Source organism: Leisingera sp. SA32 (assembly GCF_056033425.1).
This window is the reverse complement of sequence record NZ_JBVYHB010000010.1, coordinates 1-16,589: the sequence shown is the minus strand read 5'-3', so window position 1 is coordinate 16,589 and position 16,589 is coordinate 1. Positions and strand designations below refer to the sequence as shown.

Annotated in this window: 11 protein-coding genes, 7 pseudogenes and 1 other annotated feature; of the genes and pseudogenes, 8 read left to right on the top strand and 10 right to left on the bottom strand. The window is 61.5% G+C overall.

The features are described 5' to 3' along the window. Positions 1 to 137: 137 nt before the first annotated feature. The 6 genes from AC0IPL_RS14510 to AC0IPL_RS14485 all read right to left on the bottom strand — a co-directional run bounded on the left by AC0IPL_RS14510 (position 138) and on the right by AC0IPL_RS14485 (position 5,394). Complete coding sequence (locus AC0IPL_RS14510; protein WP_474275307.1) at positions 138 to 959, bottom strand: alpha/beta hydrolase; 822 nt, start codon at positions 957 to 959, stop codon at positions 138 to 140. An 87-nt stretch (positions 960 to 1,046) separates the two neighbouring features. Next, positions 1,047 to 2,087, bottom strand: a complete 1,041-nt coding sequence (locus tag AC0IPL_RS14505) for a TRAP transporter substrate-binding protein (RefSeq protein ID WP_474275306.1) — start codon at positions 2,085 to 2,087, stop codon at positions 1,047 to 1,049. A gap of 53 nt (positions 2,088 to 2,140) precedes the next feature. After that, complete coding sequence (locus AC0IPL_RS14500) at positions 2,141 to 3,520, bottom strand: TRAP transporter large permease (RefSeq protein ID WP_474275305.1); 1,380 nt, start codon at positions 3,518 to 3,520, stop codon at positions 2,141 to 2,143. Continuing rightward, entirely contained in the window at positions 3,430 to 3,918 is a 489-nt protein-coding gene (locus tag AC0IPL_RS14495) for a TRAP transporter small permease (RefSeq protein ID WP_474275304.1), read from the bottom strand. The genes AC0IPL_RS14500 and AC0IPL_RS14495 overlap by 91 nt, the downstream gene beginning before the upstream one ends. A gap of 34 nt (positions 3,919 to 3,952) precedes the next feature. Continuing rightward, positions 3,953 to 5,026 carry an aldo/keto reductase gene (locus AC0IPL_RS14490; RefSeq protein WP_474275303.1) on the bottom strand — a complete coding sequence of 358 codons (1,074 nt, stop codon included), beginning with the start codon at positions 5,024 to 5,026 and terminating at the stop codon, positions 3,953 to 3,955. Beyond that, positions 5,023 to 5,394 carry a TIGR04076 family protein gene (locus AC0IPL_RS14485; protein ID WP_474275302.1) on the bottom strand — a complete coding sequence of 124 codons (372 nt, stop codon included), beginning with the start codon at positions 5,392 to 5,394 and terminating at the stop codon, positions 5,023 to 5,025. The genes AC0IPL_RS14490 and AC0IPL_RS14485 overlap by 4 nt, the downstream gene beginning before the upstream one ends. 84 nt (positions 5,395 to 5,478) lie before the next feature. Here AC0IPL_RS14485 and AC0IPL_RS14480 point away from each other — a divergent pair, with 84 nt between their 5' ends. The 4 genes and pseudogenes from AC0IPL_RS14480 (at position 5,479) to AC0IPL_RS14465 (ending at position 12,663) form a co-directional block, all read left to right on the top strand. After that, positions 5,479 to 6,126 carry a GntR family transcriptional regulator gene (locus AC0IPL_RS14480; RefSeq protein ID WP_474275300.1) on the top strand — a complete coding sequence of 216 codons (648 nt, stop codon included), beginning with the start codon at positions 5,479 to 5,481 and terminating at the stop codon, positions 6,124 to 6,126. A gap of 62 nt (positions 6,127 to 6,188) precedes the next feature. Beyond that, positions 6,189 to 6,319, top strand: a pseudogene (locus tag AC0IPL_RS14475) (IS5/IS1182 family transposase); the annotation flags it as partial. Positions 6,320 to 6,514: 195 nt separating this feature from the next. Then, the gene (locus AC0IPL_RS14470) at positions 6,515 to 9,565 is read left to right on the top strand and encodes an NAD(P)-binding protein (protein ID WP_474275299.1); all 3,051 of its coding nucleotides are present in this window, start codon (positions 6,515 to 6,517) and stop codon (positions 9,563 to 9,565) included. Continuing rightward, a complete protein-coding gene (locus AC0IPL_RS14465; protein ID WP_474275298.1) occupies positions 9,562 to 12,663 on the top strand; it encodes an AAA family ATPase in 3,102 nt (1,033 codons plus the stop codon). The genes AC0IPL_RS14470 and AC0IPL_RS14465 overlap by 4 nt, the downstream gene beginning before the upstream one ends. Before the next feature lie 83 nt (positions 12,664 to 12,746). On the opposite strand, the gene AC0IPL_RS14460 is transcribed toward AC0IPL_RS14465, so the two are convergent. From AC0IPL_RS14460 to AC0IPL_RS14450, 3 genes and pseudogenes are all read right to left on the bottom strand, one after another. Continuing rightward, complete coding sequence (locus tag AC0IPL_RS14460) at positions 12,747 to 12,983, bottom strand: hypothetical protein (protein WP_474275344.1); 237 nt, start codon at positions 12,981 to 12,983, stop codon at positions 12,747 to 12,749. 495 nt (positions 12,984 to 13,478) lie between these two features. Further along, positions 13,479 to 13,611: pseudogene (locus AC0IPL_RS14455) on the bottom strand (IS5/IS1182 family transposase); the annotation flags it as partial. A 59-nt stretch (positions 13,612 to 13,670) separates the two neighbouring features. After that, positions 13,671 to 14,105: pseudogene (locus tag AC0IPL_RS14450) on the bottom strand (transposase); the annotation flags it as partial. A gap of 30 nt (positions 14,106 to 14,135) precedes the next feature. Between AC0IPL_RS14450 and AC0IPL_RS14445 the strand changes: the two are divergent. The 4 pseudogenes from AC0IPL_RS14445 to AC0IPL_RS14430 all read left to right on the top strand — a co-directional run. Continuing rightward, positions 14,136 to 14,408, top strand: a pseudogene (locus tag AC0IPL_RS14445) (site-specific integrase); the annotation flags it as partial. 53 nt (positions 14,409 to 14,461) lie between these two features. After that, positions 14,462 to 14,662 (top strand): annotated as a pseudogene (locus AC0IPL_RS14440) (transposase); the annotation flags it as partial. 5 nt (positions 14,663 to 14,667) lie between these two features. Next, positions 14,668 to 15,018 (top strand): annotated as a pseudogene (locus tag AC0IPL_RS14435) (IS30 family transposase); the annotation flags it as partial. Positions 15,019 to 15,060: 42 nt separating this feature from the next. Next, positions 15,061 to 15,327, top strand: a pseudogene (locus AC0IPL_RS14430) (integrase core domain-containing protein); the annotation flags it as partial. Positions 15,328 to 15,425: 98 nt separating this feature from the next. On the opposite strand, the gene AC0IPL_RS14425 reads toward AC0IPL_RS14430, so the two are convergent. Next, a protein-coding gene (locus AC0IPL_RS14425; RefSeq protein WP_474272577.1) for an IS3 family transposase occupies positions 15,426 to 16,589 on the bottom strand; the annotation gives its coding sequence in 2 pieces (ribosomal slippage) (positions 15,426 to 16,366 and positions 16,366 to 16,589; 1,165 coding nt annotated over the 2 pieces). This gene is flagged as partial in the annotation. Then, positions 16,257 to 16,373 (bottom strand) — a sequence feature (AL1L pseudoknot). (Overlaps the previous gene by 117 nt.)

Sequence of the window (16,589 nt, the reverse complement as noted above, 5' to 3'; positions counted from 1 at the left end):
GGGTCCATTGATGTCCTTCCAGCAGCGCGCCTCGCGTTTCAGACAACAAGCGGCGAGAATGCCTGAACTTTATTGGCTTAACCAACTGAAACCATCCGTCGGCAGCTCCGGTGCGGTTCAAGCCAAGGCCGGGAAGTTTATATGTAAAGACCGTGAATCCGGTGTTCAGGCCGGGCAAGCGCATCGCAAATGTCGAAATGGTGCTTGTCTGGTTCTTCCCAGATAGCCACTTCCGCTCCCAGCCCGATCCATACTGATGCTAAAAGCCTGTTCTGGCGCAAAAATTCTGCTCGCTCGCTACCACCGACCCAGCAGCACATACGCAGACCTTCGGGCGGATGCAGTAGCGCCGGGCTTTCGCGCATCGCTTCTTCGGCATCAAGGCGCAGGCTTTCGTTCATCTTCAACCGCAAGAATGGTCGCAGATCGCTAAGGCCAGATATTGGGATCACCATCGACAACCGGGTTCGCGTATCCTCTGACAATGCGGATCCCTGAGCTGAGACCCGCGCAACCAGATGCCCGCCCGCGGAATGCCCGGCCAATACAATGGGGCCTTCCACCCGCGCAGCCGCGGCATCCACTGCCTGCGCGATTTCGCGGCCAATGTCGGTGATGCGAACCTCCGGGCAAAGGGTATAACCCGGCAAGGCGACCGCATAACCATGGGCCAGCGGCCCCGCTGCCAGATGTGACCAATAGCTGCGGTCCAACGTGTGCCAATAGCCGCCATGAACAAAGACAAACAGCCCGCGCGGCTTACCTTCAGGCATGAACAGGTCAAAGCGTTGTCGCGGACCACTCCCATAGGACTGATCAAGAACGGCGCGGCCCTGGTCAGTCATGTCCTCTCGGAACTTTGCTGCGGGCGCAACCCAGGCTTCCGGCCAACGGTCGCTCCGGTGGATATGTGAAGCATTGGAATAGGCGCGATCCCAATCGTCGATCTTGTGAAACATGAATAGCTCCGCTTTTCGCTTCGGGCCCCTCTGCGAAGGGAGAAGCAGGACCCAATGGCCCTGCCCCGATGACTTTCTATTCCGGTTTCAGTTCCGGTCTACGCCCAACTCTTCGGCGACCTCATCCAGTTGCTCCTGGTAGAAGTCTACAGCCGCGTTGGCATCCACACCCTGTGCATTTGCGGCTTCGATCCACTGGTCCCAAATCGGAGCAATCCGCTCCTTCATCTCGTCCAGATCGGCGCCGGCCAGCTCGATCCTTGTCAGGCCGCCAGCCATCAGTTCATCAATTGCTTTCGCGTTGTGCGCCTGCCAGACAGTGGCAAACTTGCTTACCATCGCCTCACCCGAAAGCGCGTTGATAACTTCTTGATCCTCGGGGCTGATGCGGTCCCAAGCAGCACCGCTTACAACGATGAACTGGCTGGAGGCGGCAAAGCCGCCCGGTACGGTCATCACAACCGGCATGTGCTCAGACATGTTGAAGTCAAGCACGGTGCCATAGGTCTGGAACATGCCGTCGATGATCCCGCGGGAAATCTGGTCATAAGCTTCGGTCAGCGGCGAAGAAATTGAAACGAGCCCCAGCTTTGTGGCGATCTGTTCGACGATGGCGCCCGGAACGCGAATGCGCAGACCATCCAGATCGTCGACGCCTTCCACGCCAGCGCGTGTGAAGAGCTGATAAGAACCGGGCACCCAAAGGCCCAAAAGGTGCGTGCCCTCGTGTTCATTCGCCTCCATGAAGAACTTCTGATAGGTGCGCCAGTTAGCGATCGAATTGACCTGGGCGTTCTCGGCCGTGAAGGGCAGTTCGACCATTTCGGTCAGTTTGAACCGCTCCGGCGTGTAACCGTGGACGCCGAAGGCGATGTCGGCCACACCATTGCGCACCATATCGAAATGCGCACCCGGCGCCCCGAGGGCAGGCAGGATCTGCAAAGACACGCGGCCCTCGGTTGCTGCTTTGACCTCTGCGGCCCAGGGCTCGATCATGTCGGTTAGGATCGGGTGGGTCGGCGGCAGCCAGTTGGAAAAGCGCAGAACCACGTCCTCTGCCAATGCGGATGTGGCGCTGGCCAATAGGGTCAGGCTTGAAACCGCGGCAATGAAATTGCGTCTGATCATAGTCTAGTCTCCATGTTGGTTTTCTTATGTTTTCTCTATTATTTTGGGGGGTCTTACATCAGCCCCGGCAGCCATAGGGCCAGACCGGGAATGAGGATGAGGAGAAGGATACGGATCGCATCCGCCGCAACGAACGGGGTTACACCGACGAACATCTTGCGCAGCGACACTTTGGGCAGCACCCCTTGCAGGACGTAGATATTCATTCCCACGGGCGGTGTGATCAGTGCCACCTCGACCAGCGTGACAACGAGGATGCCGAACCAGATCGGATCGTAGCCGAGATGCAGGATCAGCGGAAACGTGATGGGGATGGTGAGCAGCAGCATCGACATGCTTTCCAGAACGCAGCCCAGGATCAGATACATCGCCACGATCACCAGCATCATGGCCCAGGCCGGAAGGTCGAGCCCGGCAACAAAGCTGTTCAAGGCCGCGGTGAAGCCGGCAACGTTGATGAAGTTGCCGAAGACCTGTGCGCCCACCAGGACAAAGAAGATCGACGCGCTCATGATCGCGGTTTGCCCCAGGGTTTGCACAAAGGTCCACAGGGTCAATTTGCGCCGCCAGACGGTGATCGCCAGAGCGCCGACAGCACCGACGCCCGCGGCCTCGGTCGGGGTAAAGAAATTTCCGTAGATCCCGCCGATGACAAGACCGAATAGCAGAATGACGGATCCGACCGCACGCAGCGCCACCAGCCGTTCACGCCAGTTGCTGCTTTCCCCTGCAGGGCCCGCCGCCGGGTTCAGCGCGGTGGAAACAACGACCGCGCCCACATAGAGCAACGCGCCCAGCAGGCCAGGCAGGATGCCCGCGATGAACAGCTTGCCGATGTCTGTCTGGGTCAAGATACCATAAACAATCAAGACGATGCTGGGCGGGATCATGATGCCCAAGGTGCCCGCCGCCGCGATGGAACCCGACGCAAGGGAATCGTCATAGCGGTAGCGTTTCATCGACGGATAGGCGACCCGTCCCATTGTAGCCGAGGATGCAAGGCTGGACCCGCAGACAGCTGCAAACATGCCACCCGCTATGATCGTGGAAATCGCCAGTCCTCCGCGTCGGTGACCGACAAAGCGATACGCCAGATCGAACAATTCCTTCGATATCTCAGCCCGGCTGATCAGATTGCCCATCAGCATGAACAGCGGGATTACCGACATGTTGAAGTTGTGGACTGTGCGATAGGCCGTGTCCGCCGCCATGTATCCCGCCGGCCCCCAATCGACGATCCAGGCGAAACCGCCTACGCCAATCGCCAGCATCGCCACAGCAATTGGCACTTCAAGAAATAGCAGTAGGAAAAGCAGCGCCAATGCGCAGAGCATGACCGTCATCAGACTTCTCCCATACCCTCGGAATCCGGCGCCTTGCGGCTGAATGGCAATGCAATGGCAGATACCATGCACATCGCTGCCGCGAACCACGCAAACGGCGCCAGCGGAAAGCCTGCGAAAATTGCCCGTGCCCCTGCGCTGCTCATCTGGTTGCCAAGCCGCAGCAAGTGCCAGGCAAAGAAAAGGTAGACTGCCACGCCGACACTCCGGCTCACGGCCATGAACAGAAGGTCCACCCACCGGTAGCGGTCAGCCACTGTCCGAAAGAGCGTCACGCGCACATGTTCCTGGCGCAGCGTGACAATCGGCAGCGCCGCAAAGACCATCGCACCTACGGCGATTTCCGTGATCTCATACGCGCCTGGGATCGGGCGGTTCAGGCTGCGCAGGATCACGTCCGAAAAGGACACCCCCATCAGGACAACGATGGAAAACGAGGTGAGCAGGTATAGAGGAAACAAAATCCTGGAGGCGATGGTATAGGGCATCACACCTCCTCTCGAACAAAGGGCAGATTGCGGATCATGCCCCGTGCACCTTGTCAGCCGGGTTTGTGTTGAGATTGTACTTCATAATCCTGCCATGCCGCCCGTTTCGGTCCCCTTCGAGCCCGTAGACAGGGCCATTGGGCCCTGCGGCCTGGTCGAGCACGGCGTCGATCGCCGCACGGTCCTCGGCATCCAGCGACACTTTGAAAACCTCCAGCGTTTTGGGCAGGTGCCGTGCGTAGCGCGCGCCGACAATGGCGCCTGCGACCTGCGGCTGGTCAAGGACCCAGCGGGTGGCTATGGAAGACAGCGCAACGCCATGCTTGTTTCCGACGTCCTGCAACACCTGGAGCAGCGACTGGAACAGCTCCCATGGCCCGAATTCGTCTATGATGAGCCGATACTTGATGAGGCTGCGGTTCTCGAAAGTGAAGCCAGGGTCGGGCTTGCCGAGCCAGTTCTCGGTCAGAAAGCCCCCTGCCAACGTACCGTAGCACAAGATTTGAACATCCCGGCCTGCGCCCCACTCTGCAAAGGTCCCAGCCGGTCTGCGGTCGAGCAGCGAATACTGCACCTGGGCCGAAACCACATCGAACCCCGCATCAATGAAGCGATCCATGACCGGCGCGTCCCAGTTGGTTGCTCCCAGATTGGCGATCTTTCCTTTGCGCTGGCATTCCTTGAGCACGTCAAGCTGTTCGACAGCGTTGCCCACACCCATATCCCACCAGAAGAATTGAACCAGCGGGATACGGTCAATCTGCAAGCGCCGCAGGGACCGGTCCACAATCGCCTCGACCTCCTCCGGCCGGATATCGGCCAGACGCGCCAAGTCGGGGACCAGTTTGGTGTGAACCACCACGCGATCCGCCACCTCGGAACCACGGCGGCGGCGAACATCTGCGATGAAATGGCCGATCATCTCTTCAACGCCGGTATAGATGTCGGCGCAATCGAACGTCGTGATCCCGGCGTCGAGAAAGGCTTCCATGTCCGCGATCGCGTCTTGCCTGCGCACCTCGCCGTGGCCGCCGGCAAGCTGCCAGCCGCCCTTGATAACGCGGGACATGCGGTGGCCGGGGCGCAGTTCTGCAGTTTCCACGGTCATTTGTCTTCCTTCCAATAGGGAGTGCCGCGCTGATCTGGCAGGCCTGTTGTGGCCGCATGAGAGAACCAGCGCTTGTTTTCGCGGTGGATGCGCAGGCGCCCGCCGCAATGCGGGTCCGGGCAGGCAACCTCGGAATCGGTCGTCATCCAATCGTCGGCATCTGTCTCCCGCTGCTTAGCCGCGAGCAACGGCAAGACCGACGACAGGGCATACATCGAAATCCGGGTTTCTCGATCGAAAACTAGGTTCTCGCCGACGACGCGGAAGGCCTCTCCTTCAACATGCCGACAAACCGGAGTCCGCCCGTCCAAAACGGTCTCCACCTTCAGGTCGTAGAGCCAGAATCCCCGCTCCCCCTTCTCCTCCATACCGCGCCTTTCCATGCTTGACCGACTCCACTGTGATGTGTGATATTTTATCAAAGATATCTTTCTGAGCTGTCAAGGGCGAACATGAGCACACCGATCATTCCCCGCATCGACCCGCTGAAACTGCGTGAAAATGTCTACTTTTCACTCCGCGACGCCTTCACCCGGGGAGCATTTGCACCTGGCGATGTGCTGAGCCTACGCACCCTGGCAGATCAGCTCGGCGTCTCGATGACTCCCGTGCGCGAAGCGGTGCGGCGGCTGGTGGCGGAGGGCGCGCTTGTCGATACGCCATCGCGCAAGCTGATGGTGCCTGCTTTCGACGCGCGGCGCGCCGCAGACCTGAAGGCCGCGCGGCTGGCGCTGGAAAGTCTGGCTTTGGACCAAGCCATGGACCGGATCAAAGATGCGGACATCGACCAGCTTGAAGAGATCCTATCGCGGCCATCGGCCAGCACGACGGGACAGCCCGACCTTGTCGCCAATCACGACTTCCATCAGATGCTCTACGGCTTCAGCCAGTCAGAGGTCCTATTGCCGATGATCGAGGCACTTTGGCTACAGTATGGCGCTTATCTCAACCTGATCATCAGCAGCCCCGCTTCCGGTCAGCTCGACGAACATGCGCATCACCGCGCCCTTATCGCTGCCCTGCGAGCAGGACGCCGAGCCGACGCACATGCTGCGCTAGAGGCGGATATCACCCGATCGTTTCACGTATTGCTTCCCTAGGCTCAAAACCCATTGAATTGAGGCGTTCAACACAGCTCACAAGCCGGAAATCGGGCGGAGACATCTCTGATCTCTTTTGGCTGACCAAAGCGCATATGGCGCGGCTGGAGCCCTTTTTCCCAGACCCCATGGCAAGCCTCGGCACTGTGACCGGCGCGCGCTGAGCGGGATAATACTCATCACCCGAACCGGATGATGTCGCACAGCATATGCTGAATTTCGCCGACTTGTGCGGCTCGCATGGCATTCCGGTGCAGCGGAGCCAGAGGCGCGCGGCGGGCTGGCTACGCGGCGGAATTGCCTGGCTGAGTGCGTCACAGACTTGGCAAAGCGTAAAATCAGCATAAATCTCATCACAGAAGACTTGGGGGCAGGTCTTCGGATCCAGATGGGCAGATTAACGGCACGCGCCGGCCCCGGACCGGCGCGTCAACGAGTCATTGTTTGTTTGGAGTCTCGCATGAGTGCCCGCCGCAAGAAGATTGTAATCTTAGGCGGAGGCGTGGGCGCTATGACCGCTGCCTTCGAATTGACCGCATCAGAGGCGCTGCGCGCACGGCATGACATTACCGTCTATCAGGTCGGCTGGCGGCTGGGCGGCAAGGGCGCCAGCGGCCGCCACCCCGGCACCGGACAGCGGATCGAGGAACACGGCCTGCATGTGTGGTCGGGCTTCTATGACAACGCGATCCGCCAGATGAAGGCCTGCCTGGCGGAACTGCAGAAGGCCGGTTTGACCGGTGTTTTCCCCAGTTTCGAAGAGGCTTTTCTGCCCCACAACAACATCGCATTGGGAGACGACTCCCACCCGGACTGGTCCTTCTGGCCCCTCCGTCCGGAAAACAATGACGCCACTCCGGGATCCGGCGGTGTGCTGCTGACTCCATGGGAGTATTTCACCGAACTGGCGGGGTTTCTGCGGGATATGCTGGAGCAGAGCAGCCTGCAGCCCGGCGCCGCGGATCATCCGGCCGGGCATCTCACGGCCGAGGTGACCGGGCACCTGTCCCGCAGCCTGCTGCCCAGGGCGCAAACCGGTGCCGTGACTCCCCTGCATTGGCTGCACGATTTCGCACAGCGCTTGCCCCGCGACCCTGCCGCCCACGCTTCGGAAGACCGCGAGGCGCTGCGGGCCTTGGCCGAAGACGTTCACGCAACGGCAAAACGCCACCGGATCGCCCATGCCGACAGCGGCAGAGCGGATCAGGAACTGGAGCGGGTGCTCGAAGCGCTGGATCTGGGCGGCGCAGCGCTGCGCGGGATGATTGCAGACGGGGTGATCACCCATGGGTTCGATGTGATCGACGGCGATGAGATATCGGATTGGCTGGCCCGGCATGGCGCGGGGCCGGAAACCATCGACTCGCCGCTTGTCCGCGCCGTCTATGACTATGCCTTCGGCTTTCGCCGCGGTGTCACCGACCGCGCCCACAGGGCGATTGCCGCCGGCACTTTCCTGCGCGGCTCGATGCGGCTTTTCCTGACCTACAAGGGGTCGATCTTCTTCAAGATGCGCGCCGGCATGGGGGACACGATTTTCACCCCATATTACAAGCTGTTGAAATGGCGCGGCGTGAAGTTCAACTTCTTCCACAAGGTGCGCGAGTTGAAGCTCGACCCCGCATCGGAGGCGATCAACCTGATCGGCATCGACCGGCAGGCCACGGTGACCAAAGGCGACTATGATCCTTTTGTGCGGGTCGGAGATCTGGATTGCTGGCCCGCGCAGCCGCATTTCGGCCAGTTGGATGAGGGGGCCGAGCTGCAAGCGCGCGGCATCGACCTGGAAAGCTCGTGGAACGGCTGGGCCCCTGCCGGCCGACTGACGCTGAAACGCGGTGCCGATTTTGACGAGGTGATCCTGGGTATTCCCGTTGGCGCCCTGCCCGACATTGCCGGCGATCTGATCCGCACCGATCCGGCATGGCGGCAGATGGTCGAAAAGGTGGAAACCGTGGCGACGCAGGCCATGCAGCTCTGGTTCAAGCCGACCGTGGAGGACCTGGGCTGGCAGCATGGCGACAGCATCCTGACCGCCTTTGCCGACCCGATGAACACCTGGGCGGACATGACCCACCTGGATGCCGCCGAAACCTGGCCCGGCGATAACAAGCCGGGCAGCATTGCCTATTTCTGCGGGCCGCTTGCCGACCCGGACCACCTGCCGCCCTTCACCGACACCTCCTTTCCGGCGCGGGCGGTGGCCCAGGTGCGCGCAGACAGCCTGAAATGGCTGAACAGCAGACTCGGCGATCTCTGGCCGGACGCGCGCAGCCGGAATAGCAGCAGCTTCGACCAGAACCTGCTGATCCCCCCTGCGCCGCCTCAGAATGGTGATCTTTGGCAGACACAGTATTTCCGCGCCAACGTTGAACCCTCCGACCGTTATGTGCTGTCGGTCCCGGGATCGACCGCCGCCCGGCTGAGGGCGGACCGGTCCGGGTTCAAAAACCTCTGGCTGGCCGGCGACTGGACCTACACGGGCCTCAACGCGGGCTGTGTCGAGGCCGCCGCCATGTCCGGGCTGAGGGCTGCGGCCGGCCTGATGGGCGTGGTGCCTGAGATCACCGGCGAAGAGGCCGATCCGGTGCCCGGCGGCCCGATGCAGGGCGGTGCGCACGCCCGGCCGATGGGGCCAGTTCTGCGGACGATCCGGGCGCAGAATTCAGAATGGCCCTGGAGCGCGGTCTTTGGCATGGCCCAGACCGTGGGACCGGCCGTGATGGTGCCCTATCCTACGAAAACCGTCGCAAAGATGCTGCCCCGAGGGCTGGAGCCGGGACCTCAGACCCTGACCGGGACGGGCCAGCACCCGGTGATCCTCCTGTTTGCCCAGCAGCGCGGCGTGCGCCCGAACCAGATCCCCCTTGGCATGAACTACACCGAATTCATCTGCGCCGTGCCCTGGGTGCGGCACACCGAAGCCCACCTGCAGGATCTGCCGCCATTGATCACCCCGACCAAGCTCTACCTTGACAGCCTGCCGCCGATCCTGCTGGGAATCTACGGCTACGGGTTTCCGAAAGAGCGCGCGGCGATGGAAGTGGGCACGGACACCTATATCGTCCGCGATGCCCAAAGCGGCAGCGAGATCATCTCCTGCTCCTTCGACCGCACCGGGCCGCAGGTGCAGGCGCATATGCTGCCGCATTTTGCGGCGGCCCGGCAGGGCTACGAGATGGCCATGGTCTGCCGCAACCGCTTGGGCCAATGGCAATATTCGGTCTATGATTTCTCGCTCGGCCAATCGATGCTGGAACCGCTCGACATGGAGATCCGCATCTCTGCGGACCGGTTCGGCCTGCCCGAGGGCATCATCAAACCGCCCAGCATCACCCATTCGCCATTTGGCGCGGTGTTCCTGACCAGCGACGCCACGATCAACAACCCGCTGCAATCCTATCAGTTGCGGAGGATCCTGAGGGAGCGTGCCCGATGAATACCCTGTCCTGCCTGTCCTGCGGTGAAACCCTGCCGCAAGGAAGCCGCTTTTGCGGAGCCTGCGGGGCGCGGGTCACAGCCCGGGCCGAAGCCCATTCGCGCTATATGACGGTGCTGTTCTGCGATCTTTCCGGATCCACCGCGATGACCGGAGCATTGGGCGACGAGGCCATGTTCGGCCTGATCCGGCAGTATCAGGACATCTGCAATCAGCTGACGGACGAACACGGCGGCTATGTGGCAAAATATATGGGCGACGGCATGCTCGCCTATTTCGGCTACCCGGATGCGATGAAGAACAGCGCGGCACAGGCGGTGGCAGCAGCGCTCAGCATTATCGAACGAACGGGCAGGATCACCTTGCCGGATGGCGGGCATTTGACCGCCAGCGCGGGGGTTGCAACCGGATGGATGGTGGTCGGCGATGCCCATGCCAATGCGGCGGCTGCGGAAATCATGGCCATCGGCAATACCGTCAATCTGGCCGCCCGGCTGCAATCCGAAGCAGGCCCGGGTCAGGTGGCCGTGGCCTCGGGCACCAGCCAGCGGCTCGGCCCGGAACGGTTTTCCCTGTCCCGGCTTGGCGTGCGGCCGATCCGCGGCTTTGACGAGCCGCTGGAAATCTGGCTGGCGGCCAAGGCAGATGCCAGCGCCCCGGCCAGCGTTTTTGTCGGCCGCGGCGATCTGCGCCGGAAACTTGAAGAAACATGGCAGAAAACCTGCTCCGGGCAGGTCACAGTAGCCGAAATCACCGCCCCCGGCGGCTACGGCAAGACCGCGCTGGCCAAAGCCTTCCTCAAACAGACTGTGGATGAGAGCAACGTCTTCTTCCTGCACGGCGAACACCACCGCAGCGAGCAGAGCTTTGCCGCCTTCCGCCGCCTGATCAGCGACCTTGCAGGTCTCAGCGCGGCCGCCCCTGCGGAAAACCAGCATGCGGCGCTGCGGGCCTGGGCACCGGCCGGGTCGGCTGACGGGCTGGCCATGCTCTGCGACCTTTACACTGAACCCGTCGCGCCGATCGTGCGGACCGAGTCCATCGGCCGCGCGCTGCAAACCGCGCTGGCGGAGCGGCTGCCCGCCTCTCCGGCTGTGTTGTTTGCGGATGACTCGCATTGGCTGGATGCCGACAGCCTGGCGCTCATCGGTCGGCTGCCGGAGCTTCTGAAGGGTCGGCCGCTAATGGTTCTGGCCACCCGCCGTCCGGAAGGGCTTGCGGTGCCGGGCCAGGTCAGCCTGGAATTGGACACCATGGCGGACGCCGAGGCGCAGGACATCATTGCCGCGCTGGACACCGAGGCCATCATCCCGGACGCCGCCCGCGCCCAAATCGTGGAGCGCGCCGGCGGAGTGCCGCTGTTTGTCGAACACATCACGCGGGCGGTTCTGGAACGCCCCGACCACCGGCTGGACGACGCGATACCGGTGTCGATGATCGAAGCCCTGCACGAGCGTTTCAGCCACCTCGGCGATGCGCTGGCGCTGGTCGAAGCGGCCGCCATCCTCGGCCCGGAACTGCGGGTATCGGTGCTGGCCCAAATGCTGGACCGCGACGAAGCCGGAGTCTCGCAGCAGGTGTCCCGACTGATCAGCCGCGGCCTGTTCCGGCTGCGGGGCGGCGGCACCATCAGGTTCGATCATGCGCTGATCCGCGATGCGGTGCTTGGCACGCTTCTGAAATCCAAGGCACGAGCGCTCCATGAACAGGCCTTGAGCGCCTATCAGGCGGCAGCGCCGCTCCGGCTCGACGCAGACCCCGTTATTGCCGCCACCCATCTGATGGGGGCAGGCCGCGCGGCGGAGGCGATCCCGAACCTGCTGGCCGCGGCACAGACCGCGCTGCAGCGCGGCGAAATTCCCGAAGCGGTGCGCCTGCTCAGATGGGCGGAAACAGGGCTGCAGGCGGTGCCCGAAGCCTCCGGGCTCCGCGACGGGCTGGAAATGGCGGTTCAATTCTCGCTGGGGCTGGCCTTGGTGCAGCACCGCGGGTTTTCCGACGAAGCCGTCGCCGCCGCCTACGAGCGCGCGCTGGAATTGTGCCAAGCGGGCGACGGCGGCAGCGAGGCAGAGTTCCAGATCGCCTGGGGCATCTGGGCGCATTACACCGTCGTGGGCGGCACCGGGCGGGCCATGCAGATGGTCCGCCGGATGAGCCGGATCGCCGAAACCGAGACCGCGCTCGAGGTATTGGCCTCGGCTGCCCGGTCGCTGGTTCTGTGCAACCAAGGCGAATTGGAGGCGCAGGAACAGGCTACCGCCCGCGTGGCAGAGCTGTACCAGCCCGAGATCCACCGCCTTCATGCGTTGACCTATTCGATGGACAGCCTGGAGATGGCCCATCTGTTCCGGATCCACGGGCGCTACATCGCCGGCGATCTGCCAGGCTGGCGCCAGGCCTGCGCCGACGCCCGCGCGCATGAAGCCTTTCTGGAGCTGCCGATCCTCAAGCCCTATGTGCGGATCTATGGCACCGCCCCCAATACCTATGCTCTGTCCGACACCGGATACCGGGCAGAGCTTGAAGAGGCCACCGCCTATGCCGCTGAAATCGGACAGCCTTTCTGGGTGACCGCCGGTCAAATCTGGATGGCGCATGAAGCGGTGCGCAGCAAGGGGGCGGCAGCTGCCCTACCCGAGATGGAGGCGGCACTTCAGACGATGCATGCCATCGGCCTGAAACTTGGCGGTGCCTATCACGACGCCATGCTGGCCAATTGCTATGCCTGCGCCGACCGGCCCGGCCCGGCACGATCTTCCATCAGCAGCGCTTTGGCGGCATTGGAGGCTGGCCGTGATCTGATCTACGCGCCTGAGGTCCACCGTCTTGCGGCGGAAATCTCCCTTTCGACTGGTGGTGCCGGACCAGAGGAAGCCGAAGTTGCCCTTGCCCATGCCGCACAGCTGGCGGCACGCACCGGCACCAGAGCTTGGGCAGCATTGATCGCAGCGTCGCAGGCCCGCCTGTCGAGCCACAGCACAGGACAGCAGCAAGCCGAGCGCTGGCTGCATGGTGAACTCGATACGCTCGCCCTGCCGGGATCGGAATTGCATCCGGCGTTCAAAACCGCCCGCCTGGCCTTCGCGCACCCGATCTGACGTCCGGACGCCAGCTGCAATCCAGATGGCCGGAACTGCGGTTCAACCCTGTGTCTCAGCGCCGGTTTGCGACCGGACCCGGATCAGCCCGGCAGTGGAGGCATCCTTGCCGGCCGGGTCGCCCCTCTGCACCATCGGCAACAGCGTATTGCCCGGCACCGTGCAAAGTCCCCCCACTGGCCAAAGGAGCTGATCCGCCAGATCACCCCTGCAACAAAAAACCGACCCTCATAACGCGCGGTGATCTGGCCCAGCACAGAGGGGTCAAGCGACTCGGCCCGTAGAATTCGATGGGGTCTTGCCTGCGAGATCCCCGCCACCGCATTCCATAGCGCGCAACTGACTACCTGTTCAATCTTACTGCGACCTGCCACAATAGGATACAACCCTTCGCTTCACAGGTGCTCCCCTTGCCACTATCCAATTTGTTCTGGTGGGTTATGTCGCTCCTCTTCCGCAAGTCGGACGCAGTCCTGTGCGCCAACCCTCTCATCACAAAGTACAACATGGAGCCGCCTGAGACCCCCAAGGTGCGGATTCACAATGGCTATTTACAGATCGAATTGCTGCGAGGAGAAGGGGGCAGATCAATCTGGCGTGATGCGCCCGGACAAGTGATTGAAACTATTGACGACCATCTGCCGAATGAAAAATAGCAGATCGACGCGCCTCCAGGTAACGTGACTTAGCACATCGCAAGACCATTGCATCGCGTCGCATCCAAGCGCAATCTGTTTGGCGGGTATTTTCTCGGGTAGCTTAGCTTTGTTGCACAAATCGGCTTGTGAGCGCACTTTCCCTTTCTCTGGACGGACTTATCCTACGGGCTCTGTGAAAGGTATGCAAAGAGTCGTGTAACGGTTGAGAACCGCGACGCGGACCTGGACTTCCGCGACTTGCCGCTCAAAGTCTCTCGTCATCAGGCGATTGGCCGAGGAGTTTGATGAAGTCCATCAAATTGCCGGGAAAACAGTCCCCCGGACTGTTTTCTGACCCTCCTCACTCCGCTCACCTTCGCCCTGCGCTTTGATGCCGGTGCTGTCTATCAGGAGATTGAGTGGGCAGTTGCCACCCTGGCAGGGCAGGCTCACGTTCAGCGTCTTCTGGCCCCTCTTGGCACATTTGCTATGCAAATCGCCTGCCGGGCAACGGGACGGCACAGGGTGCCATAGTCGGGCACTGTCCAGTCCAACCGGCCGCAGAAGGCTTTGCAGGAACCCGGTCGTTTGCCGAAGCGGCATCCCGAACAGCACGTTCAGCGTCAGGCAAGTCTGGATCGCCGAGTCGCTGAAACGCTGCTGGCGACCTCGCGTGCCGCTCGGTGGTGGCGCCCAGATCATCTCCGGGACAAACCAAATCGACAGCGATCCGCGCTGCTTCAATGCTGCGTTGTACGAAGGCCAGTTCCTGGTCTTATACTTCGTCGGGGCCCAACTGCTCATGCTCCCCTGCTATCACTCTGGATTCACGAGATGAATTCCTCGCGGGATTTGTGCATCAAACCCCCACTTAAGCCCAAACATGTTTGGGCAATCCGCGTTCGGCTTGAGCTAGCCGAGAACCACCGCGACCTTGCACTTTTTAATCTGGCCATAGACAGCAAGCTGCGTGGTTGCGATCTGGTGAAGATGAAGGTGGTCGATATCATGGCGTCAGGCCTGATCAGGGAGCGCGCGTCGGCTCTGCAAAGCAAGACCCAGAAGCCCGTGCGCTTGGAAAGCTCTGAAGGCACCCGTGGACGTGTCGCGGTTTGATGCCGCTCCTTTGATAGCATTTATTGCAGCAAAGGAGACGATCTATGGGAACAAAACGGACGGACGAATTCCACGCTGGAGCAGTGCGGATCGGGTTAACCAGCGGGCTGACACGTAAACAGGTGGCGTCTGAATTGGGCGTAGGTGTATCCACGCTGAACAAATGGATCACGACGCACCGCGATACGGAAGTGGTGCCGGCCAAAGACTTGGAGCTTGCCCGCGCAAAAAGAACGCTCGCGCGCTTGCAGGTCACGGTGCTGAGGCTGTTCGAGATGCCATTACCAAATCAATTCAGGGCCTTCCAAGCCACTGGTGCAAATCACTCACGTGGGACCAGGGTGCTGAGATGGCACAACATGCGAAGCTGAAGACAGATACCGGCATCCAGGTGTTCTTCTGTGATCCTCAAAGCCCTTGGCAGCGTGGTAGCAACGAGAACACCAATGACCTATTGCGTCAGTCCTTTCCCAAGGGCACGGATCTCCGTGTACATGATGAGAATACCCTCGACGCCGTCGCATACGCCCTGAACAATCGGCCTCGAAAAACACTCGGGGGGAGAACACCTGCGGAGGCGTTGGCAGAGGTCTTGTCATGAGTTAGTAATCAATCGTTTCGACGACCGTTTGAAGCCGCCTAGTACTGTTCGCACGACTACCAGAGGATCCTGCGCCAGCATGGGTTCCAGGCGTCGATGAGCGGGAAGGGCAATTGCTATGACAACTCCGCAGTGGAAACCTTCTTCAAGACCCTCAAGGCTGAGTTGATCTGGAGGCAGTCCTGGCCAACGCGACGGACAGCGGAGATGGCAATCTTCAACTACATAAACGGCTTCTACATTCCGCGCCGACGGCACTCTGCCTTAGGCTGGAAAAGCCCAGTCGCTTTCGAACGGAACGTGGCTTAAACGAGCACATGGGGCGGCACTAAAACGGGACAGGTCCACCCGCGGTCTCGGCGGGAAGGTGAACCGCGCCGGGTTTGCCGGAGGCTGATTTCAGTTAGTTACGCGGCTCGTGCCTCAGTTTCCAGAGCGGCGTAGAAATTGGCCTCTGCTTCTGCCGGCGGAATGTTCCCGATAGGCTCGAGCAGACGGCGGTTGTTGAACCAGTCCACCCATTCGAGTGTTGCGTATTCCACCGCTTCGAAGTTTCGCCAAGGACCGCGGCGGTGAATGACCTCGGCCTTGAAGAGACCGTTGATCGTTTCGGCCAGCGCGTTGTCATAGCTGTCCCCAACGCTGCCGACAGAGGGCTCGATACCAGCTTCTCCCAACCGCTCTGTGTACTTGATCGACAGGTATTGGCTGCCGCGGTCGGAGTGGTGAACAAGCCCCATCGCCTTTGTCGGCCGCCGCTCGTGAACAGCCTGCTCCAGCGCATCGAGAACGAACCCGGCATGCGCCGAGGTGCTGACACGCCAACCAACGATCTTGCGGGCATAGGCATCGACAACGAAGGCGACATAGGTGAACCCCTTCCAGGTGGCGACATAGGTGAAATCGCTCACCCGGAGCATATTTGGAGCAGGCACCCGGAATTGCCGGTTCACTTTATCCAGCGGGCATGGGGCCTTCTTGTCGGGCACAGTCGTCTTGTGCGGCTTGCCCCGGATGATACCTTGAATACCCATGCTCCTCATCAGCCGGGCGACCGTGCAGCGGGCGACGTCGAAACCTTCCCGTTGCAATTGCCGCCAGACCTTCCGCACGCCATAGACTCGCCAGTTCTCTTCGAAAACCCGCCGGATCTCGGGCCGCAATGCCGCGTCACGCCGGGCACGGTCCGACCACCGGGCCGGATCAGCCCGCTTCGCCAGGTGGTCGTAATACGTGGAAGGGGCAATCGGCAGGACAGTGCAGATCGGCTCGACCCCATACTCCGCGCGATGCATGTCGATAAATGACACCATCACTTCGACCGGCGGTCGAGCTCCGCCATCGCAAAATACGCTGATGCCTTGCGGAGGATCTCGTTCGCCTGGCGCAGCTCGCGGTTCTCCCGCTCCAGCGCCTTCAGTTTGTCGGCCACATCGGTTGGAACGCCCGCCCGCTTGCCGCTGTCGACCTCTGCCTTCTTCACCCACTCATTCAGAGTGTGCGCCGAACAGCCGATCTTCGCGGAGATCGACATGATCGCCTGCCAGCGGGAACTGTGCTGGCCCTGGTTG